The 24,639-nt window shown below is 74.0% G+C and carries 22 protein-coding genes, 1 pseudogene and 1 riboswitch; of the genes and pseudogenes, 9 read left to right on the forward strand and 14 right to left on the reverse strand.

What is annotated here, in order from left to right; genetic code table 11:
* Positions 1 to 11: 11 nt before the first annotated feature.
* A riboswitch (guanidine-III (ykkC-III) riboswitch) is annotated at positions 12 to 79 on the reverse strand.
* An 86-nt stretch (positions 80 to 165) separates the two neighbouring features.
* A complete protein-coding gene (locus IE244_RS34730) occupies positions 166 to 963 on the reverse strand; it encodes an SMI1/KNR4 family protein (RefSeq protein WP_191877563.1) in 798 nt (265 codons plus the stop codon).
* 81 nt (positions 964 to 1,044) lie between these two features.
* Positions 1,045 to 1,497 carry a MerR family transcriptional regulator gene (locus tag IE244_RS34735; RefSeq protein ID WP_191877564.1) on the reverse strand — a complete coding sequence of 151 codons (453 nt, stop codon included), beginning with the start codon at positions 1,495 to 1,497 and terminating at the stop codon, positions 1,045 to 1,047.
* A 95-nt stretch (positions 1,498 to 1,592) separates the two neighbouring features.
* Here IE244_RS34735 and IE244_RS34740 point away from each other — a divergent pair, with 95 nt between their 5' ends.
* Positions 1,593 to 2,420, forward strand: coding sequence for an oxidoreductase (locus tag IE244_RS34740; RefSeq protein ID WP_191877565.1), 828 nt, complete (start codon positions 1,593 to 1,595; stop codon positions 2,418 to 2,420).
* 3 nt (positions 2,421 to 2,423) lie between these two features.
* On the opposite strand, the gene IE244_RS34745 is transcribed toward IE244_RS34740, so the two are convergent.
* The 3 genes from IE244_RS34745 to IE244_RS34755 form a co-directional block, all read right to left on the reverse strand.
* The gene (locus IE244_RS34745) at positions 2,424 to 3,377 is read right to left on the reverse strand and encodes a GNAT family N-acetyltransferase (RefSeq protein WP_191877566.1); all 954 of its coding nucleotides are present in this window, start codon (positions 3,375 to 3,377) and stop codon (positions 2,424 to 2,426) included.
* A gap of 184 nt (positions 3,378 to 3,561) precedes the next feature.
* The gene (locus IE244_RS34750; RefSeq protein ID WP_229854595.1) at positions 3,562 to 5,160 is read right to left on the reverse strand and encodes a M4 family metallopeptidase; all 1,599 of its coding nucleotides are present in this window, start codon (positions 5,158 to 5,160) and stop codon (positions 3,562 to 3,564) included.
* A 146-nt stretch (positions 5,161 to 5,306) separates the two neighbouring features.
* Positions 5,307 to 6,287 (reverse strand): LysR family transcriptional regulator, encoded by a 981-nt coding sequence (locus tag IE244_RS34755; RefSeq protein WP_191877567.1) that lies wholly within the window; start codon positions 6,285 to 6,287, stop codon positions 5,307 to 5,309.
* Positions 6,288 to 6,606: 319 nt separating this feature from the next.
* Here IE244_RS34755 and IE244_RS34760 point away from each other — a divergent pair, with 319 nt between their 5' ends.
* Positions 6,607 to 6,927: a GYD domain-containing protein gene (locus IE244_RS34760; RefSeq protein ID WP_191877568.1), complete on the forward strand. Its 321-nt coding sequence runs from the start codon at positions 6,607 to 6,609 to the stop codon at positions 6,925 to 6,927.
* Positions 6,928 to 6,948: 21 nt separating this feature from the next.
* On the opposite strand, the gene IE244_RS34765 is transcribed toward IE244_RS34760, so the two are convergent.
* Complete coding sequence (locus IE244_RS34765) at positions 6,949 to 8,361, reverse strand: FAD-binding oxidoreductase (protein WP_191877569.1); 1,413 nt, start codon at positions 8,359 to 8,361, stop codon at positions 6,949 to 6,951.
* Between the two features lie 65 nt (positions 8,362 to 8,426).
* A complete protein-coding gene (locus IE244_RS34770; RefSeq protein WP_191877570.1) occupies positions 8,427 to 11,654 on the reverse strand; it encodes an ATP-binding protein in 3,228 nt (1,075 codons plus the stop codon).
* A gap of 106 nt (positions 11,655 to 11,760) precedes the next feature.
* Here IE244_RS34770 and IE244_RS34775 point away from each other — a divergent pair, with 106 nt between their 5' ends.
* The gene (locus IE244_RS34775; RefSeq protein WP_191877657.1) at positions 11,761 to 12,108 is read left to right on the forward strand and encodes a tetratricopeptide repeat protein; all 348 of its coding nucleotides are present in this window, start codon (positions 11,761 to 11,763) and stop codon (positions 12,106 to 12,108) included.
* Between the two features lie 80 nt (positions 12,109 to 12,188).
* Here the strand turns inward: IE244_RS34775 and IE244_RS34780 are convergent, their stop codons facing one another.
* The 3 genes and pseudogenes from IE244_RS34780 to IE244_RS34790 all read right to left on the reverse strand — a co-directional run.
* The gene (locus IE244_RS34780) at positions 12,189 to 13,118 is read right to left on the reverse strand and encodes a M56 family metallopeptidase (protein WP_191877571.1); all 930 of its coding nucleotides are present in this window, start codon (positions 13,116 to 13,118) and stop codon (positions 12,189 to 12,191) included.
* A 6-nt stretch (positions 13,119 to 13,124) separates the two neighbouring features.
* On the reverse strand, positions 13,125 to 13,523 hold the full coding sequence (locus tag IE244_RS34785; protein WP_191877572.1) for a BlaI/MecI/CopY family transcriptional regulator: 399 nt from the start codon (positions 13,521 to 13,523) through the stop codon (positions 13,125 to 13,127).
* A gap of 65 nt (positions 13,524 to 13,588) precedes the next feature.
* Positions 13,589 to 14,149, reverse strand: a pseudogene (locus IE244_RS34790) (PepSY domain-containing protein); the annotation flags it as partial.
* Between the two features lie 120 nt (positions 14,150 to 14,269).
* Between IE244_RS34790 and IE244_RS34795 the strand changes: the two are divergent.
* Complete coding sequence (locus IE244_RS34795; protein ID WP_191877574.1) at positions 14,270 to 14,914, forward strand: peptide deformylase; 645 nt, start codon at positions 14,270 to 14,272, stop codon at positions 14,912 to 14,914.
* Between the two features lie 8 nt (positions 14,915 to 14,922).
* Here IE244_RS34795 and IE244_RS34800 read toward each other — a convergent pair whose 3' ends face one another.
* Positions 14,923 to 16,353: a dihydrolipoyl dehydrogenase family protein gene (locus IE244_RS34800; RefSeq protein ID WP_191877575.1), complete on the reverse strand. Its 1,431-nt coding sequence runs from the start codon at positions 16,351 to 16,353 to the stop codon at positions 14,923 to 14,925.
* A 119-nt stretch (positions 16,354 to 16,472) separates the two neighbouring features.
* On the opposite strand from IE244_RS34800, the gene trxA reads away from it, so the two are divergent.
* A complete protein-coding gene (trxA, locus tag IE244_RS34805) occupies positions 16,473 to 16,850 on the forward strand; it encodes a thioredoxin (RefSeq protein WP_191877576.1) in 378 nt (125 codons plus the stop codon).
* A gap of 41 nt (positions 16,851 to 16,891) precedes the next feature.
* Here the strand turns inward: trxA and IE244_RS34810 are convergent, their stop codons facing one another.
* Positions 16,892 to 17,893, reverse strand: a complete 1,002-nt coding sequence (locus IE244_RS34810) for a LacI family DNA-binding transcriptional regulator (RefSeq protein ID WP_373305808.1) — start codon at positions 17,891 to 17,893, stop codon at positions 16,892 to 16,894.
* A gap of 305 nt (positions 17,894 to 18,198) precedes the next feature.
* Entirely contained in the window at positions 18,199 to 18,879 is a 681-nt protein-coding gene (locus tag IE244_RS34815; protein ID WP_191877578.1) for a TetR/AcrR family transcriptional regulator, read from the reverse strand.
* Between the two features lie 98 nt (positions 18,880 to 18,977).
* Between IE244_RS34815 and IE244_RS34820 the strand changes: the two genes are divergently transcribed.
* The gene (locus IE244_RS34820) at positions 18,978 to 19,541 is read left to right on the forward strand and encodes an NAD(P)H-dependent oxidoreductase (protein ID WP_031171473.1); all 564 of its coding nucleotides are present in this window, start codon (positions 18,978 to 18,980) and stop codon (positions 19,539 to 19,541) included.
* Between the two features lie 46 nt (positions 19,542 to 19,587).
* On the opposite strand, the gene IE244_RS34825 is transcribed toward IE244_RS34820, so the two are convergent.
* Entirely contained in the window at positions 19,588 to 20,565 is a 978-nt protein-coding gene (locus IE244_RS34825; protein ID WP_191877579.1) for an ArsR/SmtB family transcription factor, read from the reverse strand.
* Between the two features lie 56 nt (positions 20,566 to 20,621).
* Here IE244_RS34825 and IE244_RS34830 point away from each other — a divergent pair, with 56 nt between their 5' ends.
* The 3 genes from IE244_RS34830 (at position 20,622) to IE244_RS34840 (ending at position 24,485) form a co-directional block, all read left to right on the forward strand.
* The gene (locus tag IE244_RS34830; protein ID WP_191877580.1) at positions 20,622 to 21,860 is read left to right on the forward strand and encodes an MFS transporter; all 1,239 of its coding nucleotides are present in this window, start codon (positions 20,622 to 20,624) and stop codon (positions 21,858 to 21,860) included.
* Between the two features lie 85 nt (positions 21,861 to 21,945).
* Positions 21,946 to 22,920, forward strand: a complete 975-nt coding sequence (locus IE244_RS34835) for an alpha/beta hydrolase fold domain-containing protein (RefSeq protein ID WP_191877581.1) — start codon at positions 21,946 to 21,948, stop codon at positions 22,918 to 22,920.
* 143 nt (positions 22,921 to 23,063) lie between these two features.
* Complete coding sequence (locus tag IE244_RS34840) at positions 23,064 to 24,485, forward strand: amidase (RefSeq protein ID WP_191877582.1); 1,422 nt, start codon at positions 23,064 to 23,066, stop codon at positions 24,483 to 24,485.
* Positions 24,486 to 24,639 lie beyond the last annotated feature (154 nt).

Consider the following 24,639-nt stretch of genomic DNA (forward strand, 5'->3'; position numbering starts at 1 on the left):
ACGCCTCCACGGGTGCGTCGTCTTGGCGGGCCGGGTACGGCGCACATCTCGTCCGGGGCAGGCACCTGTGCGCCTCCGCGGTGACGCTACCACGGCGCTGATCGGCCCCTCTCCTCGTCCGAAGGCGCCGGCCACCGGGCCGCGGATGCCGCCGGCGGGTTCGGTTCAGCCGCTTTCCCGGTAGTTCATGAACCAGTGGGTGTCGAAGAAACGGGCCATCGTGAACGGGTGGTGCGGGTCGGTGAGGATGCGGCAGACGAACTCCGCGGTCTGGCAGTCGAAGGGGACGTCCTCGCCGTCGAAGGAGCGGATCCCCACGGGCCAACGATCGGGGTCGTCGCCGTCGGCCCTCCAGCAGTACAGGTTCTCGTGCTCCGTACTCGCCCAGATGAGCAGGCCGTCCTCCCGGAGATCCGTCCACGGCTCCTGGTTCAGGTGCAGGAATCCGTCGAAGGCGCCCTTGCCGAACGTCTCGACCATGCGCTTGTAGTCGCTCGGCAGCGCGGTGCCCAGGCGCGACTCCACTTCCGCCCAGTCCACGTCGGGCCGCTGGGCGGGCTGCGTCCAGCCGGTGATCCGGGTGAGCCGCTCCATCCAGTCGACGTCCTCGTCCGGAGCGACCGCCGAGGGCCCGGGGACCTCCCGGCGAGCCACCACCAGCACCGGCCGTACGATCCCCTCCGCGTCCCGCGCCGTACCCGTGCCGACCCACCGGTCCCCGTACGCCCACGCCCGTACGGTCACGGCCCGGTCCTCGAAGGGGACGAGGAGCGCCGCGCCCCGGGACTCGTCGACCGTCGGATCGGTGACGCCGTCGAGGACGAGGGCGCGCGGGGCGCCGTACCTGTCGCCGAGCAGTTCGGTCAGTTCCTGCAGGTCCACGTCGCCGGGCAGGTACATCCAGCCGTTCACCGGGCCGAGCCGGGCCAGCAGGTCGTCGACGTTCGCTTGGGTGAGCTCCATGGCGGACAGTAAAGCGGGCCGCACCGACAACGGCCGGACCGTCCTGCGACGACCACCATGACTCCACGACGGCCGGGACGGTCACGCGCCCTGCGGCGGACGGCACTCCTGGTGAGAGTCGGTCCGGGCGGCATCCGGATGGGACGGATTCCAGAGCCGGTCGGCCTCACCGCGGGCGACATGCTCCTCGTAGACCCTCACCTTGTACCGCATCACGGCCAAGGTCTCCTGCAACTCCCGGATCCGCTCCTCCACATGGGTTTCGTGCCGGCGCAGCAGCTCCAGCCGCTCGTGCTCGTTGCCCGGGCCCTGCCGTACCAGCTCGATGTACTGCCTGATCATCGCCAGTGGCATGCCCGAGGAGCGCAGCTTCGTGCAGATCGCCAGCCATTCCAGATCTTCCTCGTGATAGATCCGACGGCCGTTGGACAGGCGGCGCACCGGGTTGGCGAACAGGCCCTCCCGCTCGTAGAACCGCAGGGCGTGAACGCTCAGCCCACTGCGCTCCGCCACCTCGCCGATGCTCAGATCCATGAGCGACCCCCGTCACACAGCCCTTGATCTAGACCCGACTCTAGCTTCTAGCGTCGAGCTGTCGGCCCATCAGGCGATCGGAAAACGGGAGAGCGATGAGCGTGTGGTTTGTCACCGGTGCGGCGCGTGGTCTCGGGGCGGAGATCACCCGTGAGGCGCTGGAACGGGGGCACAGCGTGGTCGCCACGGCGAGGGACGTGTCGGCGGTGCTCCGGGCGTACCCGCAGAAGCCGGACGGTCTGCTGGCGGTGCGGGCGGACGTGACCGAACCGGAGCAGTTGACGGCCGCGGTGGAGGCCGCTCTGGCGGAGTTCGGCCGGATCGACGTCGTGGTCAACAACGCCGGTTACGGCCTCGTGGGCGCGATCGAGGAGGCTTCCGACAAGGCCGTCCGGGATCTGTTCGACGTCAACGTGTTCGGCGTGCTCAACACGTTGCGGGCGACCTTGCCGACGTTGCGGGCCCAGCGATCGGGACATGTCGTGAACATCGGCTCCGTGGGCGGCTTCGCCACCGCTCCGGCCGTGGGCCTGTACGGGGCGTCGAAGTTCGCCCTTGAGGGCATCTCCGAGGCGCTGCACGGCGAACTGGCACCGCTGGGCGTCCGCGTCACGATCGTGGAGCCGGGCGGGTTTCGCACCGACTTCCTCAACAGCTCCAGCATCCAGGTCGAACCCGCCTCCATCGCGGACTACGACGCCGGAGCGGGGCCGGTGCGCGAGGCACTGGCCGGGAACGACGGCCGTCAGCCGGGGGATCCCGCGAAGGGGGCCAGGGCCGTCGTCGACGTCACCGAGGTCGCCGAGCCCCCGCTGCGCCTGCAGTTGGGCGCGGACGCGGTGGAGCGCGTCGAGGCGAAGCTGGATCTGGTGCGACGTGAACTCGACGAGTGGCGGCACGTGGCACTGTCCACCGCCGTCTGAGGCTCAGCCCGCGGTCCTGGTCCTGATGAGCGGCGCGTCCCGCGTGAACTCCCGGAACCCGACACTGTGGTAGAGCCCGCGTGCCTCGGGATGCCCCGGCGCGCCCAGGCAGGCGACCGTCGTGTGCGTGGCCCCGGCCGCGCGTGCCAGAAGCATCCCGTGCAGGAGCATCGCCCTGGCCAGCCCCAGCCGGCGGTAGTCCGGATGCGTGCCGACCGGCTCGAACTCGGCGGTCCTGTTCACCTCGTCGAGCCACATGATCGTCGAGGATGCCATCGTCCCGTCCGGCGCCTCGACCAGGAGGTGCAGGTCGCCGCGGTACGGCGCCGTCCGCCGTACGCCCTGGTAGCCCTCGGCCGTGTACGTCGAGGGCGCCCAGGCGTCCAGGTGGGCCTGGACCGCGGCCTGCGGGCCGGCCTCGTCGGCGGTGCGGAACCGGAATCCGCGCGGCAGGACCGGCTGTTCCACGTCGGTGAGGTCCCGCTCGTTGAGCTGGGTCCAGGACCCGGTGTGGCCGAGCGCGTCCTGGTCGGCCGTATAGCCGTGCGCCGCCCATCGCTCCAGGCCGAACTCGTCGGCGGCGCTGGGCCTCACCGTACGCTCGGCATCCGCCGCCACGGCGTCGTACCAGTCGATCACCTCGTCGACCAGCCCGGCGTGACCGGGATGGACCTGATACGCCAGATAGGCGCCGGTGACGTCCTTCACCGACCCGTCGCTGCGCCTCACTCGGTGCGGAAGAGTGGCCCAGCTCCACGCCACCGGATCCGCGCCGGAGAACCACAGCCGACGCCGCCAGCTCGCGCCCTCGGCGGCGTGCCCCTTGCCCCAGTTCCAGGCCAGCTCGCCGTAGGAAGCGTCGCTGTTCACCAGGTCAGGACGGGTGGCGGTGACCCGCTGCGCCAGGCCCTGCATGAGCTGCACGTCCGCGGCCGTCACCAGCTCGGAGTCCGTCATGGTGGGTCACTCTGGCAGGTGCCCGCGACGCCGTCGAGCCGTTTTCCCGCGGCCGTGGATCGCGGCGGCCGAGCAGGGCCACGGTGAAGGCGGCCGGGGAACGGGCGGCGCGGGCTGCCGGCCCGGACGGCGGCTGTGACGGGTCTCGTCGTCCGGGCCGGCTTCGCGCGGATCAGGCGGTGCGTCAGGAGACGTTGACCGCGCTCCAGGCCGCTGCGACGGTGGCGTACTCCTGGCTGGTGGCGCCGTACAGGTCCTTGGCCGCGTTCAGAGTCGCGGTGCGGGCGCCCTTGTAGTCCGTGGTGGAGGTCATGTAGACGGTCAGTGCCCGGTACCAGATGGCGGAGGCCTTCTGGTTGCCGATACCGGTGACGGTGGAGCCGTTGCAGGTGGGGCTGTTGTAGGAGACCCCGTTGATGGTCTTGGCGCCGCTGCCCTCGCTCGCGAGGTAGAACCAGTGGTTGCCGACGCCCGAGGAGTAGTGCACGTCGAGGCGGCCCACCGACTTCGACCAGCAGTCGGCGGAGCGGCCGTCCAGGGACGGCTTGTCGAAGCGGCGCAGCCACGGCGGGGTGGACTGGTCGCTGAAGAGGTAGTCGGGGGTGTCGACCGGGTTGTCGGCGTACCACTCGACCATGGTGCCGAGGATGTCGCTGGTGGCCTCGTTCAGGCCACCCGACTCACCGCTGTAGCGGAGGTTGGCGGTGGCCGAGGTGACGCCGTGGGTCATCTCGTGGCCCATGGTGTCGAGGTCGACCTGCTCGGGGTCGGTGGTGCCGTCGCCGTCGCCGGTCATCATGCAGAAGCAGGAGTCCGACCACTGGGCGTTGTCCCAGTTGGTGCCGACGTGGACGAAGACGGTGGCGCCGCGGCCGTCGTTCTTGATGCCGTTGCGGCCGAACGTCGTCTTGTAGTAGTCGAACGTCTCGGCGGTGTTGGCGTGCGCGTCGACGGCGGCGGTGGCGCGGTCGGTGGAGAACTTCCTCCCGTCGCCCCAGATGTCGTCGGCGTCGGTGAACACGGTGCCGGAGGAGCTCTTCAGGGACGAGGACGACAGGTTGTGCGCGTCCTTGGTGATGTGGCCGCGCACCGGGTCGATCAGGGCGAAGGTGCCGTCGGCCTGCTGGGTGGTGTCGATGGCGATGTCACCGGTGTACTCGGAGTGGCCGGTGCCGGTCGCCTCGCGCTCCGCGGAGTAGTGCTCGATCGCCGCGCCGGTGGTGGCGTCGGTGACGAAGACCTCTCCGTGCGGCTGGCCCTTGTCGCCCAGGCCCTGCACGGTGGTGCGCCAGGCCAGCCGGGGGGTGCCGTCGGCGGCCCACACGATCAGCTGCGGCGTGGACTTGGCCTTGTGCACCGACCCGCGCGAGCGCTTGAGGGCACTGGCCGCGGTGCCCTTGGCGCCGACGGCGGGGGTGACGGAACTGAGCGCCACCCGGTGGGCCTTGGCGCGGGTGGATCCCTTGAGCGAGCCGTCGGCCTTCTGGTGGACGACGAAGTCGCCGCCCACGACGGGCAGGCCGCGGTAGGTCCGTTCGAAGCGCACGTGCTGGGTGCCGTCGGCGTCGACGACGACGTCCTTCACTCTGAGTCTCTGGCCCGGGCCGAAGCCGAAGGTGTCGGCGTGCCGGGTCACGTTGGCCTTGGCGTGGGATATCGCCGTGTCGCGGACGGAGGTTCCGCGCACCGCACGGGTCTGCGAGTGCGCGGGTACGGCCATCGCACCCGTGGTGAGGGCGCCGGCGGCGACCACCGCGGAAAGGGCGAGAAGGGGACGGGGCATGACGGGGTGATTCCTTCGCTCGTCGTGGGGTGACGACGTCCTGGGACGTTGACGCGAAGTGTTCAGCAGGTGACATGTCCCTGACGTGACTCCATCTGGGCTATAACGGCGGAGCTATAGGGCAGGGCGAGCGGCGGCCCGTCCGGTCACACGCGCTCGCCGAGGGCGAACTCCCGGCCTCCGTCCTCCCACCAGGCCAGGTACCGCGGCCGCTGCCGCACCAGCGACAGATATCCGGCGAGCACACGCTCGCACGCCGCGTCGGCGAGCTCGGGCGGAACCGAGTCCCTGTTCCAGGCCAGCAGCAGCCGCCGGTGGAAGGGGACGCCCACGAGCGGCCGCTGCACGGTGCCCTGGGCCGCGACATCGGCGGTCGGCCATACGCCGCAGACGGCACGCCGGCCGGCGACCAGGATCTGCGCCACGGACAGGTCCGGCGTCACATGGGCGATGCGCGGAGTGAATCCCGCCGACTGGCAGGTGAGATGGAGGTACGCGTGCACACCGCTCTCGTCGGCCTCCGGCATGACCCAGTCCTCGCCCGCCAGCTCGGCGAGGCCGACCGTCTCCTGGCGCGCGAGCGGGTGGTCCTCGGGGAGCAGGACGAAGACCGGCTCGCGCAGCAGGGTGCGCGTCGCCACCGACTCGCCGACCGGAAGGGGGAATCCCGGGAACTCGCCGTACACCGCGATGTCGCATTTCGACAGGCCCAGCGCCTTCACCAGGGTGTGCACGGAGCGGCGGGCGTCTATGGTGAGCCGTCGCTCCGGAACGAGTTCGAAGAGGGCGGAGACCAGCAGGGACACCAGGGAGCCGGCGGTTCCGCCCGCCCGCAGCGGGGCGGTGGCCTGTCTGTCCGCCTCGGCCGCCGAGCGCGCGTGCTCACGCAGCCGGTCGAAGCCGACGACGAGGTCACGGGCGCAGCGCAGGACGTACTGGCCGTTCTCGTTCGGCTTCACCCCGTCGGCGCCCCGGACGAAGAGCGGGCCGCCCAGCTCGTGTTCGATCCGCTTCAGCTGAGCGCTCGTGGCCGGCTGGGAGAGCTGCAGCCGTGCGGCGGCCTTGCGGATACTGCCGGCCTCGGCGACGGTGAGCAGGATACGGAGGTGCCGGAACTCGAGGTGCATGACCATTCCCCGCTCAGCGCGGAGGCACCCGAACCCCCGTGACCAGCAGAACACGTTGCCCGACGGCAGTGGTGATCAAGAGTGGGCCGGGCCTGTGCGGGCGGCAACCACGGAACGGTAAAACCTCGGGTTCCGAGCCGGACATGCCGGTGCCCGGTGCCGCCCGGGCACCGGGAGAGGGAACCGCGTTCCTCGCGGCGATCACGCCCTGGGGCCACGCCTTCCAACGGGTGAAACCGGGCGTGCGGTGAGCGGCGGCCGATGCGGCACGGGAAGCCCCTCTGCGTACCGGACACGTCAACGGTCAGGGAGCACCCCGATGCCGAAGTTCCTCATCCAGGCCACCTACACACCCGAGGGCGCGAAGGGGCTGCTCGAAGAAGGCGCGAGCGGCCGCCGCGCGGCCGTCGACCAGGTCGTCGCCGGCCTCGGCGGGCAGGTCGAGGCCGTGTACTTCGCCTTCGGGAAGGACGACATCGTGCTCATCGTCGACTTCCCCGACCCGGTGTCCATGGCCGCAGTCAGCCTCACCGTGAAGGCCAGCGGCGCCCTCACCACCCGGGCCACCCCCCTGCTCACCCCCGACGAGGTCGACGAGGCCACCCGCCGCCAGGTGCCCTTCCGCGCACCGGGCCGGTAGACCGGCCCCCCCGAGCCGCGGTCACACCGGCGCCGAAGGGCGGATGTTCTGGTTGAGGCGGAACAGGTTGGTCGGATCGTAGGTGTCCTTCACGCTCACCAGCCGTTCGTACACCGCGTCGGGGTACGAGGCGCGCACCTTGTCCTCGGCGGCGTCACCGGTGAAGTTGACGTACATGGCCCCGTGCCCGTGGCGTGCGATCTCCTCGCGGGCACCGCGGGCCCAGGCGACGTGGGTGTCGAAACCCACCCTGTCGGGGGACCGCGCGATCACGTTGCACAGCACGCTCGCCTCCCGCTGGCTGAAGGCCGTGGCCTCGGCCGGGACACGGGCGAACGCACCGCCCAGTTGGTGCAGGTGCAGTTCGCTGAACGGGGTGGGTGTCGTCAGGTGCCGTCGCAGCAGAGCGTCGATCGCGGCGTCGGACGGCTCGATGAACGCGGACGTGAAGTAGGTGGGGGCGCCGGCCGCCCACAGCGGGTCGAGCAGCGACTGCATCGCGGTGTACGGCATGGGGCCCATGACGTCGGCGATGGGCGTCCCGAGCGTGCGCAGCGGACCGACGGCCGCCTCGCCCGCCGCCGGGTCGCCGGCGTACATGCCGAGTACGGCCACGACGCGGGTGCCGTGGACCTCCTCGGGCAGGAACGGCAGCGGAGGCGCCGTCGTCAGGTTGACGAGTGTCGTCAGGTCGTCGGGGGCGTCGCCGATCAGTGCGCGCCAGCCGGTGACGACCTGCCGGGCCTCTTCGAGCGGATAGACGATCAGGCCGGCCAGGACCTGGGGGCCCACCGGGTGCAGCTGGTACTCGAGGGACGTGACGACACCGAAGTTGCCGCCGCCGCCCCGCAGGGCCCAGAACAGCTCGGGGTGCTCGTCCGGGCCGGCGCGGACCACGCGGCCGTCCGCGGTGACCACCTCGGCCGCCGTCAGGTTGTCGGAGGCCAGCCCATGGCGGCGCAGCAGCCAGCCCACCCCGCCGCCGAGGGTGAATCCGGCGATGCCCGTGGTGGACACCAGGCCGCCGGTCACGGCGAGTCCGAAGGCCTGGGTCTCGTGGTCGAGGTCCCCCCAGGTCATGCCGGCCTGGGCGACCACCCGGCGCCGCGCGGGATCGACGACGGCGCCCTTCATCGGCGACAGGTCGATGACGATCCCGTCGTCGCAGGTCGAGAACCCGGCGATGCTGTGCGCGCCGCCGCGCACCGCGACGAGCAGGTCCTGGCTGCGGGCGAACTCGACGGCACGGATCACGTCCGCGGTCCCGGCGCAGCGCACGATCACGGCCGGGTGTTTGTCGTGGGCCCCGTTCCAGACCGCGCGGGCCTGGTCGTACTCGGCGTCGCCGGGACGGACGACGCTGCCGCGCAGGCCTGCCTCCAGTTCGGCGAGGGTGGCGTCCCCCAGGATGCCCCGGGCCGTGTCGATCGACATGGTCAGCTCCTTGGTGTGCGTGTTCTTCGCTGACACCCAGGACCGTAGGGAGCCCCTCTTAGCAGTCACTCAGCAGCCGCTTTGCCGGTGGGCCGCCGGGGCGTCGAGCGCCGCAGGACGGCCTGGCCGCGGGTGTCGCCGAAGTGGGCGAAGAGGTCACCGGCCCGGGCCGCCGCCGCGTCGGCGGCCTCGCGGTCGCCCGCGCGCCACAGCAGCTGCGCCAGCATGAGGGCGGCCCATCCGGCGGCGGGGTGCGATCCGGCGATGTGCTCCAGGCGCTGGGCGCGGGTCAGCAGCGTACGGGCCCGCGCCGGGTCACCGGCGGCCCGGGCGACGAGGGAGAGATGGAGCAGGCTGTTGGTGGCGCCCGGGATGTCGTCGGTCTCCTCGAAGCCGGCGAGGGCCCGGGCGATGGTCGCCCGCGCGCCGTCCGTGTCGCCGTCGGCCAGGTGGAGCAGGCCCAGGCAACCGAGGGTGATGCCCTCCTCGCGGCGGTCGCCGAGCCGGCGTCTGATCGCCAGTGCCGTCTCCAGGTGCTTCCTCGCCGTGTCGTGGTCGCCGTGGCCGCGGTGGACGTTGCCGAGGACGTTGAGGGCCAGGGACTCCCCGTGCGGGTCGTCGAGCGCGCGGAAGCAGTCGGCGCTGTGTTCGGCCGCCGCGACGGCTGAGCCGGTGTCACCGTCCAGGCGGCCCGCCCACGCCAGGTTGGCCAGGGCGTAGCCGCGTGCCCGCGCCGGGCCGACCGTGCGGCCGGCGAGGACCGTCTCCTCGAAGAACAGCGACACCTGCCCGGCCGTGTCGGTCCCGGCCGCGTAGCCCGGGGTCATGACCGGGAAGAACGGTTCGGTGCCGGCCTCGACGTCCTCCAGCAGCCGGATGCTTTCCGCGCAGGCCCGGCGGGCCGCCCGGCCCTCGCCCCGGCACACGGCCCAGACACCCTCCAGGTGCGCGGCGGCGGCGAGGACCGCGGGGGCGCCGGCCTCGTGGGCGAGGGTGCGGGCCAGGCCGAGGGCGGTGCGGGCGTCGTCCCACGCGCCGCTCATCCAGAGCAGGACCGCCTGCTGTCCGTACGCGTTCGCCAGCGCCGCCGGGTCCGGCCGCCGCCGGTGCATCCGGACGAGCTGCCCTGCGATGTCCTCCAGGGGGGAGCCGTCACCGAGGCGGATCGCCAGCACGGCCCGCCCCATCAGCGCCCGCGCCCGCTGCGGGGAGGGCTCCGGTGCGGCGGCCAGGGCGTCCTCCAGCCACCTGCGGCCCTCGGCGAGGTGCCCGCGTTCCGGCCAGAACGAGCGCAGCGCGGCGGCCAGGCGGAGCGCGTCGTCCGGTTCGTGGCGCAGCAGGGAGCGCAGCGCGGCCCGGAGGTTGCCGTGGTCGGCCTCCAGTTCCAGCGACGCCGCTCCCGAGACACCGGTGGGCGGCTCGCGGTCCCGGGCCTCGGCGAGTGCCAGGTAGTGGCGCCGGTGCCGGGCCTCGGTGGCCGCTTGTTCCCCGGCGGCCCGGAGGCGGTCCGCGGCGTACTGGCGGATCGTCTCGAGCAGCCGGTAGCGGACCTCGTCCTGCCGGGCCTCCACCGAGACCAGCGACTTGTCGGCGAGCCGGCCCAGGACGTCGAGCACGGCGGTGTCCTGTGCGGTGTCCGCGCACACGTCCTCGGCCGCGGCGAGGGAGAACCCGCCCGCGAAGACGGCCAGCCGCCGGAACAGGCGCCGTTCCTCTTCGTCGAGCAGCCGGTGGCTCCACTCCAGGGTGGCCAGCAGTGTCTCCTGCCGGGTCACGCCGTGCCGGGTGCCCCGGCTGAGCAGCGCCAGCGCGTCGTCGAGGCGTTCGGCGATCTGACGCGGCGCCAGTACGTGCACCCGGGCCGCCGCGAGCTCCAGGGCCAGGGGCATCCCGTCGAGCCGGAAGCAGATCTGGGCCACGGCCGCCGCGTTCTGCGGCGACAGCCGGAATCCCGGGTCGGCGTCGGCGGCGCGCTCCGCGAACAGCCGGACGGAGGCGAAACGGCCCAGTTCCGCCACGGTGGGCAGCCGGCGCGGATCCGGCAGCCCGAGCGAGGGCACCCGGAAGGTGCGTTCACCGTAACTGCGCAGCGCCTCCCGGCTGGTCGCGAGGACGAAGACGCCCCGGCAGCGGGCGATGACCCGCGCGGCCAGCGACGCGCACGCGTCGATCAGGTGCTCGCAGTTGTCCAGTACCAGCAGCATCTCCCGGGCGCCGAGCTGTGCGACCAGGTTCTCCAGGCTGTCGCCGGACGGCGGCAGGTGCAGTCCCAGCGCGGAGGCGACGGCTTCGGGTACGAGGTCGGGTTCCGCCAGCGCGGCGAGGTCCACGAAGCACGCGCCGTCCCGGAACTGCTCGCCCCGGCGCGCCGCCACGGCCAGCGCGAGCCGGGTCTTGCCGCAGCCGCCGGCCCCGGTGAGGGTCAGCAGTCTGCCGCGGGCGAGCAGGTGCTCCACCTCGGCGATCTCACGCTCCCGGCCGACGAGGGCGGTCGCGGGCGCGGGCAGCGGATGACGGGTGTCGTCCCCGGGCCGCGCGGGCGCCTCGACCGAGTCGGCCAGCAGCGCGCGGTAGAGGCGGCGAGTCCGCGGGTCGGGGTCGGCGCCGGTGTCGCGCTGTAGCGCGTCCCGCAGCTGTTCGTAGCCGGTCAGCGCCTCCCGGCGGCGGCCTGCGCCGGCCAGGATCCGCATCAGGGCCCGGTGGCCGGGCTCGTGCAGCGGGTCGTCGGCGATCAGGGCCCGCAGCACCTCGATCGCGTCGGCCTCCTGGTGCTCGTGCTCCAGTGCCTCGGCGAGGCCCAGCCGGAGGGCCGTGCACCGCGTCCGCAGTGCCTCGGCCGCCTCGCTCACCCAGGGCTCGTAGCGGTCCTCGGGCAGCAGGCCGACGGCGGCGAGGGCGAGCGCGGCACGGTAGTCCGCGGTCGCGCCGTCCGCCAGGGCTCGCCGGGCGGCCTCGTCGAACGCGTCGAGGTCGATGTCTACGCCGCCGTCGGGGCCGAGCAGCACCATGTCGTCGCGGAGGACGACGACATCGCCCGAGGCGCCCGCGGAGGCCAGGGCACGCCGTACCGAGTGCAGCGCCTGGTGCAGGTTGTTGGCGGCGGCCGGCCGGTCCAGGCCCGGCCACAGAAGGTCGTAGAGCCGCTCCCGGTGCAGGCGGTGGCCCGGTGACAGGCACAGCAGCTTCACCACGCTCCGGGCCTTGCGCAGCCGCCACGCCCCGGCGGCGACCGGGCGGTCCGCGACCGCCACGGCGAACCCGCCGAGGAGCCGGATGCGCACCTCATCGGCCATGGCTGCCCTCACGAGCAGGCTACCGCTTCACCGCGGAACAGTTGATGGAATATTCAACAACCTGCTCCCGTTGTGCCGCCGAAGGAGGTCACGAGTGGAGACTCAGATGGAGACCACGTACTACGACCACGGCACGCCGGCCGAGCGCTGGGAGCGCGCGCGGCGGTTCTTCGAAGCCAAGGACTACGCCGGTGCGGCGCGGGTGCTGACCGGGCTGGTCGAGGAGGCGCCGGAGCAGACCGGACCCCGGCTGCTGCTGGCCCGCGCCTACTACCACTCGGCCCAACTGCGCCGCGCCGAGGCCGAGTTGCGGTTCATCGTCGCGCGTGAACCGGTGGAGCACTACGCCCGGCTGATGCTGGGCCGCACGCTCCAGCGGCAGGGCCGGCACGAGGAGGCGGAGCGGCAGCTGCGGATCGCCTCGGCGCTCGCGGGCGACTTCCCGCGAAAGTGAGCCGTACGCAGGGGCCCGGTTCCCGGCACGGAACCGGGCCCTCGGCATGACCGCGCGCGGTGGGGCCGGGTGCCCCCGCGTCAGAGCGAGGCCGTCGCGTGCAGGATCAGGAACAGGGTGACGGCGGAGTTCGCCGACGACATCGCGGACACCAGCGCCCCGGCTGCGGCGCCCCACACGGCGAGGCCGACCGAGGTGCAGGCCGGCGGCCAGGTACGGGCCACGGGTGCGGGGGCCAGCAGCGCGGCCACCCGGCGTGGCACGGGACCGGTGGCCGCGAGCGCGGCGAGGGTGGGCGCGGGGGTGCCGGCGAGCATCAGCGCGGCCCTGCCGATGGCGCGGGCGACGGTACGCCGGTCGCCGACCGCCCGGGCCGCCTCCTCGTCCGCCCAGCGCTCGGCGGTGTAGACGACGGCTGTGCGCAGGGGCCGCAGGAACGGGTTGGCGCGGGCGGCCAGGTGCGCGGCGAGCAGATGGCGGTGGTGGCGGGCCGTCAGATGGGCGCGTTCGTGGGCGAACAGGGCGCGCCGCTCGGCGGGAGCGAGCCCGGCCAGCAGCGCGCTGCTGACGACGATCCGGCCCCGGCCGCCGGGCAGGGCGTAGGCGTACGGCGTGCTGTCGGGCACCACCGCCACCGTCGGGCCCCGCAGCGCGGCGACGGCCCGGCGGGCGCGCCGGGTGACCCGACGGTGCCGGAGCAGGGAGCGTGCGCAGGCGGCGGCGACCAGGGCGAGGGCCGGGATGGCGGCCCGTCCGGCGATCTCGTCGTACGGGACGGCGGCCCGTACCTGTGGGTCGGACCAGCCGTCGGGGAGCGGGTTTCCGGGCAGCTGGGCGGTGCCGACGACCATGAGCAGGGCCAGGCAGAGCGTGCTGCAGCCGGCCATGACGACGGCGACCGCCGTCAGCAGCCGGGTCGCGGTGCGCGGATGCAGCCGCGTCTCGGCGAGCCGGGCGACCGGCCACGCGGACAGCGGAAGCACCAGTGGCAGGAAGACGAAGACCCCCATGGGCGGTCAGTCTTCCGTACCCGCGCCGTCCGCGTGCGGGACGTCGAGCAGTGCCCTCAGGACTTCTTCGTCGCCCGGCGGCAGGGCGGTGACGAAACTCGCCAGGACGGCCTCGCGGTCCCGTTCGCCGTCCAGCAGGCGGCGCATGCGCAGGGCGGCGAGCCGGGCGACGTCGCCCGTCGGCGTCCACCGGAAGGAGCGGCCGTGCCGTTCGCGGGCGACGACGTCCTTGGCGAGCAGCCGGGTGAGGATGGTGACGACGGTGGTGTGGGCGAGGTCGCCGCCGAGGTGCTGCCGCACCCAGGCCGCGGTGACCGGTCCGTCCGCCTCGCGCAGTGCGCCGAGGACCTGGCCCTCCAGCTCGCCCTGCCCGCGCCGCCGGCCCCGGCCGTCTTCCCGCACCATCTCCGTCTCCCTCCGGCGTCGGCGTGTCGGACCACGCTACTTCATGCCGGGCGCACCCCCGTAGGTACGGCGACCGCGGCGAGGGCGATCTGGTTGACCGGACCGAGGCGAACACCGGTGTGCAGGTCGATGCCCCGGCGGGTGAGCTTGGCGAGCACCGGGTGGTCGGCGAACCGGAGTTCGTCGGTGACCTTGCCGGTGACGGGGTCGACGGCGACGGAGTCCTGCTTCTCCGGCCGGCTGCGCTGGATCTGCCGCACGACGTAGGCGCTGTGCGCGTCGGCGGGCGGCACGGTCTCCACCGGGTCGCCCAGGCCCGCGGTACGGGCCCCCGCGAGCACCTGGTCCAGGCCGGCACCGTGTCCAGGGGCGCCACCGGGGCCGGCCGCCGTGCCGTGGCCCGCGTGCTCGCCGCCGGTCGTGGACGCCGAGACGGACGGGGTGGCCCGGCCCGGCGAGGTGCGCAGCTCGTCGATGTGCGCACCGGCGTACGCCGACCAGGTCAGCCCGGTCGCCGACAGGAAGAGGAACCCGGCGGCGGTCCACACCCCGACCGTGCTGTGCAGTCCGAGGGTGCGGCGCCGGCCGCCGGTCCCGCGGACCCTGCGCAGGGCGCGGCGGCGGGAGGGGGGGGCGGGGGCGCGAGCGGGGACCGTCCAGTAGTCGACCGCCAAGGGACGGAGTTCCCCGGGGTGTTGGTGACCTGTGCCACAGGAGGTGCCGGGAGGGCGTGGCATGCTGACGCGATGGCACCTCCCCGTGATCACTCACCGCTCGCCGAGCGGGTCGAGGAACTCCTCGCCGCCGGCGGCCCCCTGCCCATCGTCGCCGCCGGGCAGCCGGTGCTGCGGCGCGGCACCGAGCCGTACGACGGCCAGCTCGGCCCCGCCCTGCTCGCCCGCTTCATCGAGGCCCTGCGCGCCACCATGCACGCCGCGCCCGGGGTGGGCCTCGCCGCCCCGCAGGTCGGTGTGCCCCTGCGGATCGCGGTGATCGAGGATCCGGCGCCGGTGCCGGAGGAGGTCGCGGTGGCCCGGGGCCGGGTTCCGCAGCCGTTCCGTGTCCTGGTCAACCCGGTGTACGAGCCCGTCGGCACCGCGCGCGTCGCGTTCTTCGAGGGCTGTCTGAGCGTGCCGGGCTGGCAGGCGGTGGTGGCCCGGCACGCCGAGGTGCGGCTGCGCGGCGAGGACGAGCACGGCCGCGCGCTGGACGAGCTGTTCACCGGGTGGCCCGCCCGGATCGTCCAGCACGAGACGGACCACCTGGAGGGCACGCTCTACCTGGACCGCGCCGAGCCGCGCTCCCTGTCCACGAACGAGGCGGTGGCGGCCCTGTGGGCCCAGCCGACACCGCGGGCGGCGGCCGAGGCCCTCGGCTTCGAACTCCCCTGATCGCGGGCTCAGTTGTCCCGGTAGGCCTCCAGCAGCCGCAGCCACACCTCGCTCAGCGTCGGGTACGACGGGACCGCGTGCCACAGCCGGCTGACCGGGACCCGGCCGGCGACGGCGACGGTCGCCGAGTGGACGAGTTCACCGACGCCGGGACCGACGAAGGTGACGCCGCGCAGGATCTCGTCCTCCAGGTCGACCACCATGCGGGCGCGCCCCTTGTAGCCGTCGCCGTACAGGCCGGCGCCCGCGACCGAGGAGAACTCGACGTCGACGGCGCGGACGCGGTGCCCGGCCTGTTCGGCCTCGGCGAGGGAGAGACCGACCGCGGCTGCCTCCGGGTCGGTGAACACGACCTGGGGTACGGCGTGGTGGTCGGCGGTGGCCACGTGGGCGCCCCAGGACTCGTCCAGCACGGGGTCGCCGGCCGCCCGGGCGGCGATGGCGGCACCGGCGATGCGGGCCTGGTACTTGCCCTGGTGGGTGAGCAGGGCCCGGTGGTTGACGTCGCCGACGGCGTACAGCCAGTCGGTGCCGGTGACGCGGAGGGTGTCGTCGACGTCCAGCCAGGAGCCGGGTTCCCGGCCGACGGTGTCCAGGCCGATGTCGTCGGTGTGCGGGACGCGCCCCGTGGCGAAGAGGATCTCGTCGGCCTCGATCCGGTCGCCGGCGGAGGTGACGGCGACGACGCTGCCGTTCTCACGGCTGACGGACTCCACGGAGGTGCCGGTGCGGATGTCGGCGCCCGCGTCGGCGAGCGCCTCGGCGACCAGTTCCCCGGCGAACGGCTCCATCCGGTTCAGCAGGCCCTTGCCGCGCACCAGCAGGGTGACCCGGGACCCGAGGGCCTGCCAGGCGGTGGCCATCTCGGTGGCGACGACACCGCCGCCGACGACGATCAGCCGGCCGGGCGCGGCCTTGGCACTGGTGGCCTCGCGGCTGGTCCAGGGCCTCACCTCGGCGAGGCCGGGCAGGTCGGGGAGCTGGGCGCGGGTGCCGGTGGAGACGGCGACGGCGTGCCGGGCGGTGAGGGTCGTGACCGTTCCGTCGGGGGCGGTCACGGTCACCGTACGGGGTCCGGCGAGGCGGCCGTGGCCGCGGTAGAGGTCGGCGCCGGTGCCCTCCAGCCAGGCGACCTGACCGTCGTCCTTCCAGTGGGAGGTGTACTCGTCCCGGCGGGCGAGGACGGCCGTGGTGTCGAGCGGGCTCTGGACGGCCCGGGCCAGGCCGGGCAGGCGGCGCGCGTCGGCCTGGGCGATGACCGGCCTGAGCAGGGCCTTGCTGGGCATGCACGCCCAGTAGGAGCACTCGCCGCCGAGCAGTTCGCTCTCCACGACCGCGGTGCTGAGTCCGGCCGCGCGGGTCCGGTCGGCGACGTTCTCCCCCACGGGTCCGCCCCCGATCACCACGACGTCGTACGCGATGGTTTCCGTTTCCGTCATGGGGTCAGTCTGGTGGGTGGTGTGCGCTACGGCCACACGGGTAGGGGCGCGGAATACGTCGCCGGGTGACCGTGTTGTGCCCACGGCTTCGCCCGCACCTAGGAACGAGGGAGCACGCCATGAGCAGCAGCACCGTGGAGCTGACCAAGGAGAACTTCGACCAGACCGTCACGGAGAACGAGTTCGTTCTCATCGACTTCTGGGCGGAGTGGTGCGGGCCCTGCCGGCAGTTCGCCCCCGTGTACGAGAAGGCTGCCGAGGCCAATCCCGACCTGGTGTTCGGCAAGGTGGACACCGAGGCGCAGCCCGAGCTGGCCGCGGCCTTCGGCATCCAGTCCATTCCGACGCTGATGATCGTCCGTGACAAGGTCGCCGTCTACGCCCAGCCGGGCGCCCTTCCCGAGCCCGCCCTGGCGGACATCATCGGGCAGGCCCGGAACCTGGACATGGACGAGGTCCGCAAGAGCATCGCCGCCCAGCAGGGCGACGCCGGGTAACACTCCCGAGGGCTTCACCGGGTGACCGCGGGGCGTCGGCCTCAGCTGGACTCGCGGCGGATCACCGAGGCACCCAGAACCTTGTGGACCTCCGGCTCGCCACCGGGGTTCCGCACCGCCCGGTCGACCAGTTCGGCGAGGTCACGGCCCGAGGGCAGGTCGATGTGGACCGTGCTCAGGCGGGGCCGCAGCAGCCGGCCGAGCATCAGGTCGTCGGCGCCGATCACGGCCACGTCCTCGGGGACGCGCACACCCTCGTCCTGCAGGGCGCGCATCAGCAGCATCGCGTACTCGTCGTTGTAGGCGAACACCGCGTCCAGGCCCGACTCCCGCCACTGTGAGGCGAGTTGTGCGGCCGCTTCCTCCGTGTACGCGAGCGGCAGCTCCGTCACGACGGCGTCCGTGCCCCGCAGTGCCTGGCGCGCTCCGGCGAGCCGGGGCCGGGAGTACACCTCCAGACCGGGTTCCTCGGGCACCACGACGCCGATCCGGCGCCGGCCTTGGGCGTACAGGTGGGCGGCCGCGCTCTGACCGACGGTGCCGTGGTCCATCAGCAGGGCGTGCGCGCCCTCGACGCGTCCGGGGCCGAGCGTGACCACGGCTCGGGCACCGGAGCGTTTGAGGACGCCGACGCCCTGCGGCCCGAGTTCCGCGCCGGGGACCAGGACGCCGACCGGCCGCAACTCCGCCCAGGCGCGGGCGGCTTCGTCCCCCTGGAGGCCGACGGTGCCGTACTGCACGACGGTGTAGTCGAGCCGGCCGAGCGCCCACTGCAGCTCGCTGAGGAACCTGCTGTACAGGGGGCCCACGGGGATCGCCGGGGCGGGCATCAGGACCATGCGGCTGTGCCCGGCGCGCAGGCTGCGGGCTGCGGCGTGGGGGACGTACCCCAGTTCCCGTGCGGCCTCGCGCACCCGCCGGCGCGTCGGTTCGCTGATCCGTACGGCGCTGGTGTTGTTGAGGACGTAGGACACGGTCGCGCGCGAGACGCCGGCCAGGCGGGCCACATCGGCACTCGTGGGCGTGTTCGGTATCTGCACCATGACACTCCGCATCTTGGCAGAGGGGCGGAGGCCGGGAGCAGGCGGGGCAGCGTGGTTCATCATTCGACGAAATCCGGCCTTCCCGACCTGCGGCGAACGCGTTCGTCGCGAACGTGGGGCGCGCGGCCAGGGCGATGGCCGACAGGTGCTGGTCACACATGGCGGGCAAGCCGGGGCGCTTGACGCGTGACGGTCGGTGGCGGGCCGGGGCGCGTGCGGATCAGGGGCCGGGGCTCGGCGAACCGGCAGACCCGGTGGCCGGTGCTCCGATGTCCCGGCGCCCGAGTGCTCCGGCGGCACGGCTTTCAGCGGGGCTGCGGGGTGCCGGTCACTCGGGCAACCAGGTCGCTCCAGCCGGCCTCCAGCCGTTCCATGGGCATGCCGCACTGCCTGGTGTGGTAGTGGATCAGCGCGGGGTCGAGCGAGGCCAGCAGCGTCTGGGCGAGCAGCTCGCAGTCGGCGTCCCGGACGATCTGCCGCAGCAGCATGACCACGTGGGTGCGCAGGGCCTGGTGCGCCGGGTGGGAGAACCGGCGGGTCGGCTCCGTCAGGGCGGCGAGCTGCAGATCGAGCCGCTCGGCCGAGCGGTACAGCACCGCCACACCGAACGCCCGCAGCCGCTCCAGGGGCGGCGCCCCGGGACCCAGCGGCGGGGGTCCGCCCAGGAAGTCGGCCTGCAGCTGCCGGTCGGAGTGGTCGAGCAGGGCCATCAGCAGCCCCGTGCGGTCACCGAAGCGCCGGAACACCGTCCCCTTGCCCACCTGGGCCGCGGCGGCCACCGCCTCCATGGTGACCCCGGCCACCCCGTGCTCCGCGATCAGCCGGGCGGCGGCGTCCAGCAGCCGGGCCCGGTTGCGCGCCGCGTCGGCGCGCAGGCACGGTTCCTCGGGCGACGGCCCGACCTCCAGCACTTGCGGCACGTCGACGGGCTCTCGAGACGGCGGGAAGGGCGGCAGGACGCTGGACATGAAGCCAGCGTAAAGCATCCGGAACAAAACTGGACCGCGGTCCGTTTAGGGTGATACGAATTAAGCGGACCCCGGTCCGGATCGTAACGGCGATGTTTCAGCCCTTTGGAGTTCTCATGTCTGTTCGCATCCTCGCGCTCGTCGGCAGCCTCCGCGCCGGCTCGCACAACCGCCAGCTCGCCGAGGCCGCCGTCAAGCTCGCTCCCGAGGGCGCCGAGGTCGTGCTGTACGAGGGCCTGGCCGACGTCCCCTTCTACAACGAGGACATCGACGTCGAGGGCGGCGTGCCGGACGCCGCCGCCAAGCTGCGCGAGGCCGCGCAGGGCGCCGACGCCTTCCTGCTCTTCTCCCCCGAGTACAACGGCACCATCCCGGCCGTCCTGAAGAACGCCATCGACTGGCTGTCCCGCCCGTACGGCGCCGGCGCCTTCGGCGGCAAGCCCGTCGCCGTGATCGGCACCGCCTTCGGCCAGTACGGCGGTGTGTGGGCGCAGGACGACACCCGTAAGGCCGTGGGCATCGCCGGCGGCAAGGTGATCGAGGACATCAAGCTGTCCATCCCCGGCTCCGTGACCCGCTTCGCCGAGACCCACCCGGTGGACGACGCCGAGGTCGCCGCCCAGCTGACCGAGGTCGTCGCCCGTCTGCACGGCAACGTGGGCGAGGCCACGGCCGCCTGACGCACATCACCGAGAAGGGGCCGGCTCCGTCCGGCCCCTCTGCCTTTCAGTCCGACACCAGCCGCTCGGCCAGCGCGCTGCGCCGGTACAGCACCCGGCGGCCGTCCCGGGCCCGTGTCACCAGACCGGTGGCGTCCAGGACCCGCAGGTGCTGCGAGACGGCGCTCGGGGTCACGCCGAGCCGACGGGCGAGTTCCACCGTGGGCAGGGGTTCCGCGAGCAGCCGTAGCAGGGTGGTCCGGGGCGCGCCCAGCAGGGCGGTGAGCGCGGAGCCGTCGGGCGCGGGCCGCGGTTCCCACAGGGTCGCCGTGCCCCGGCCCGGGTAGGCGAGCATCGGCGGCACCTCGGCGCTGATCGGGGGCGCCGGCTTGTGCGCGAACACGGACGGGACCAGCCGCAGCCCCCGCCCGGCGCCCTCCACCGCGTGCCGGCCGATCATCTTGTCGACGGTCAGCACCCCGTTGCGCCAGTCGAGGTTCGGGTGCAGAGCGGAGAAGAGCGACCGCGCGCCGCCGGTGGCCAGCTGTCCCGCGCGGTGCGTGATGTCGGCCTCCAGGACCAGCCGGATCCGGGGCCAGTACGGCAGCAGGGTCCTCTGCCAGTAGCGGCGCAGCAACGAGCAGAGGGTGTCGAGGAGTTCGAGGACAGGGCCGTCGCCGGGTTCGGCGGCCTGCCGCAGCACACCGGGGAGCGGGCGCGGGGCGTGCGCGGCGCACAGGTCGCGCCGTACGGTCTCCGGGGGCGTGGCCCGTACGACGGTCAGCTCCTCGTCGAGCGACGGCGCGGGGGCCGTGGGCCGGGGCGTCAGGAAGTCGGGCAGGGCGAGCGTCGGACCGACGAGGGCGGACAGCAGGGGCAGATCGGCGGGGGCGAGGGCGGCGAGGGCGGTGCGGCGCCAGCCGCGGTGCAGGGGGTGCAGACCCGGGGCGCGCAGGACGCGCAGGCTCTCCATCAGTTCGCCGAGCGGGGAGATGGCGAACCGGGTGTCGGCGAGGTCGTCGACCCCGAGCCGGAAGCTGATCATTTAGCCCCCGTCTACATCGTTCGCCAACGGCCCCCGCAGGGCGTGGACTTCGGGACATGACGGATCACCACACCGCGCAGCGTACTCCGCGACTCGTGCCGCTGCTGGCGCTGGCCTGCGGGGTCGCGGTCGGCAACGTGTACTTCCCGCAGGCCGTCGTCCCGCTCGTGGCGGCGGGCCTCGGCGTCCCCTCCGGCGCGGCGGCGGGGGTGGTGACGGCGACCCAGTTCGGCTACGCGGCGGGCATCTTCCTGCTCGTCCCGCTCGGCGACCGGCGGCCGGCCCGCCCGCTGCTGGTCACCCTGCTCACCGTGACCGGCCTCGGTCTCGGCGCCGCTGCCGCCGCGCCCGCGCTGCCGCCGCTGCTCGCGGCGAGCGTGCTGGTCGGCGCGGCCACGGTGATCGCCCCGCTGGCCGGCCCCCTGGCGGCGGGGCTGGTCCCGCCGCAGCGGCGGGGGGTGGCCGGCGGCACCCTGCTGAGCGGGGCGCTGGCCGGCATGCTGCTCTCCCGCACGGCCGGCGGCGCCCTCGGCGACCGGCTGGGCTGGCGGGCGCCGTACGCCCTGGCGGCCCTGCTGACGCTCGCCGTCGCGCTGCTGCTGGCCCGCGCGCTCCCGGCCACGGTCCCGCCGTCCCGGCAGCGCTATCCGCGCCTGCTCGCCGAGCCCGTGCGCCTGCTGTTCGCCGAACCGGCCCTGCGCCGCTCGTGCTTCTACCAGGCGACGGTGTTCGCCGGCTTCTCCGCCGTGTGGACCGGGGTGGCGCTGCTGCTGACGGGGCCGCGGTACGGCTTCGGGGCGGACGCGGTCGGGCTGCTCGCGCTGGTCAACGCGGTGACCATGCTCGTCACGCCGTTCGCGGGCCGGCTGGTGGACCGGCGGGGCGCCGACCGGGTGAACCTGGTCTGCTTCCTGCTGGTCCTCGCCTCCGCGGCGACCCTCGCCCTCGGCGGTCTCGGCGGCAGCCCCGGTCTGCTGTCCCTCGTGGCGGGCACGCTGCTGCTGGACGTCGGCATGCAGTCCGGCATGGTCGCCAACCAGGTGCGCGTCTACGCCCTCGCCGCGGACGTCCGCAGCCGCCTCAACACCGCCTACATGACGTGCGCCTACCTGGGCGGTGGTCTCGGCTCCTGGCTCGGCACCCGCGCGTACGCGGGGCACGGCTGGTCCGGGGTGTGCGCCCTGGTCGCCCTGTCGGCCGGGCTCGGGCTGGTACGGCACCTGGGCGTCCGGGCAGGCCGGCGAACGGATGCCGCGGGAGGCCGCTCCCGGCCCCGCGACGGGGTAGGCGTGTGACCAACGGGTACGCCCACGCACCCCACCGCTCGTACGCCCACGCGCCACGTCGGCCGTATGCCGGCACGCCACGTCAGGAGAGTCCATGCCGCCCCTGGTCCCGCCGCCCCTCGATCCGGAACTCGCCGCCGCGCTCGAACAGCTGGGGGACGCGGCCACGCCCGGGTTCAGCCTGGACGAGCTGGAGTCCGCCCGCGCCACGGGCAGCGAACTGCTCGGTCTGCTGGACGTGACCTTCGACGGCGCCTTCGAGGCGGAGGACCGTACGGTGCCGGGCCCGGAGGGCGCCCCGGACATCTCCCTCCTGCTCTGCCGCCCCGCGCGCGCCGGATCCGCGGCGCCGCTGCCGGTGCTGTACCACGTGCACGGCGGCGGCATGATGCTCGGCACCGGCCGGGCCGGCGTGGACCAGCCCCTGGCGTGGGCGCGCGAACTGGGCGCGGTCGTGGTCTCGGTGGAGTACCGGCTCGCCCCCGAACATCCGCACCCGGCGCCGGTGGAGGACGTGTACGCGGGCCTGCTGTGGACCGCCGGCCACGCGCGGGAGATCGGCGGGGACCCGGACCGGATCGTCGTCGTGGGCGCCAGCGCGGGCGGTGGTCTCGCCGCGGCGCTCGCCCTGCTGAGCCGCGACCGGCGGGGCCCGCGCCTGCTCGGCCAGGTGCTGATGGCCCCGATGCTCGACGATCGCGGCGAATCGGTCTCCAGCCGCCAGCTGGCGGGCTTCGGCGTCTGGGACCGTACCGCCAACGAGACGGCCTGGACCGCGCTGCTCGGCGATCGCCGCGGCGGCCCCGACGTCCCGCCGTACGCCGCCCCGGCCCGCGCCGGCGATCTGTCCGGCCTGCCCCCGGCCTACCTCGACGCGGGCTCCGCGGAGACCTTCCGGGACGAGGTGGTCGCCTACGCGTCCCGCATCTGGCAGTGCGGCGGCGAGGCCGAACTCCACGTCTGGCCGGGCGCCTTCCACGGCTTCGACGCCCTCGCCCCTCAGGCAGCCCTCTCCCGCGCGGCCCGCGCGGCCCGGCTGGCCTGGCTGCGGCGGCTGTGGGAACGATGAGGCGCGCCCCGCTGACGCCCCCCGTGGGCCGGAGTGCGGTGACCGGCGCCGAAGACATCCGCGTGAAAACCGTGTACGGCCGCCTCCTCTGACGTTACCGTTCGGTAGACATCGGTCCCGGAACCTCCCGGAGGTGCTCGCTCATGTCGGACGGCCGTGCCGCCCCTCTGGTGGAGAGCAGGCGTGCGCTCGCCGAGGGAGCGGTGACCTCCCGTGCGCTGGTGGAACGGGCGCTGGAGCGGATCGAGGCGACGCAGGGGACGCTGAACGCCTTCCGGATCGTGCGGGCCGAGGCCGCGCTCGCCGAAGCCGACGCCGCCGACCGGGAGCTGGCCGCCGGGAGACGGCGCCCGCTGCTCGGGGTGCCGGTGGCGGTGAAGGACGACATGGACGTGGCCGGCGAGCCGACCGCGTTCGGCTGCCGGGGCGCGTTTCCACCGGTCGCCGAGGACGGGGAGGCGGTACGGCGGCTGCGCGCGGCCGGTGCCGTGATCGTCGGCAAGACGAACACCTGTGAGCTGGGACAGTGGCCGTTCACCGAGGGGGCGGCGTTCGGGGACACCCGGAATCCGTGGCACACCGGGCACACACCCGGGGGTTCGTCCGGGGGCTCGGCCGCCGCCGTCGCGGCCGGGCTCGTGCCCGCCGCCCTCGGCTCGGACGGCGCCGGATCGGTGCGCATCCCGGCCTCGTGGACGGGTCTGATCGGCATCAAGCCGCAGCGCGGCCGTATCTCGACCTGGCCGCGCGGCGAGTCCTTCCACGGCATCACGGTCAACGGCACCCTCGCCCGGACCGTCGCCGACGCGGCCCTGCTGCTGGACGCGGCGAGCGGCAACCACGACCGGGACCCGCACCGGCCGCCCGCCCTGACCGTGGCGGACGCGGTCGGCCGCGACCCGGGCCGGCTGCGCGTCGCCCTGTCCCTCAAGCCGCCGTTCACCGCCGTACCGGCCCGGCTGCACCCGGAGGTCCGCGCCCGGGTCGTGGAACTGGCCGAGCGGCTGGCCGGGGCGGGGCACGACGTCGAGGAGGCCGATCCGCCGTACGGGCGGATCGGGCTGACGTTCGTGCCGCGCGCCACCGCCGGTATCGCCGACTGGGTCCGCGAGGCCCCCGACCCGGCACTGCTCGATCCGCGCACCCGGGACGCGGCCCGGCTCGGCCGGCTGCTCGGCGGCGCCCCGCTGCGGGCGGCCCGGCGTGCGGAGGCGGTGCTGCACCGCCGTATCGGCGCGTTCTTCGAGCGCTACGACGTGATCCTCGCACCCACGACGGCCGCTCCCCCGCCCCGGATCGGCGCCCTGTACGGGTTGCGCGGGCTGGCCACGGACCGCGCGATGATCGCCGCCTGCCCGTACGCCTGGCCGTGGAACGTGCTGGGCTGGCCGGGCGTCAACGTGCCCGCCGGCTTCGTCGGTGACGGTCTGCCGGTGGGCGCGCAGCTGCTCGGGCCCGCCCACAGCGAACCGCTGCTGGTGTCCGTCGCCGCCCAGCTGGAGGCGGAGCTGCGCTGGCACGAACGGTGGCCGCCGGATACCGCCCGCACCTCGCGGGCCGCCTGACGGCCGGTCCGCGAGGCGGCCGACCAGCAGCGCGCGCCTGCTCGCGCCGGGAACCGGCGAGCCACGTCGCCCGGTCCTGCTCGGTGGCCACGGCGGTGGCGCACAGGAGCGTCACGGCGGCGAGGCCGCCCCCAATCCATCGCCTCCTCGCGCG

Source organism: Streptomyces filipinensis (assembly GCF_014649495.1).
GTDB lineage: Bacteria > Actinomycetota > Actinomycetes > Streptomycetales > Streptomycetaceae > Streptomyces > Streptomyces filipinensis.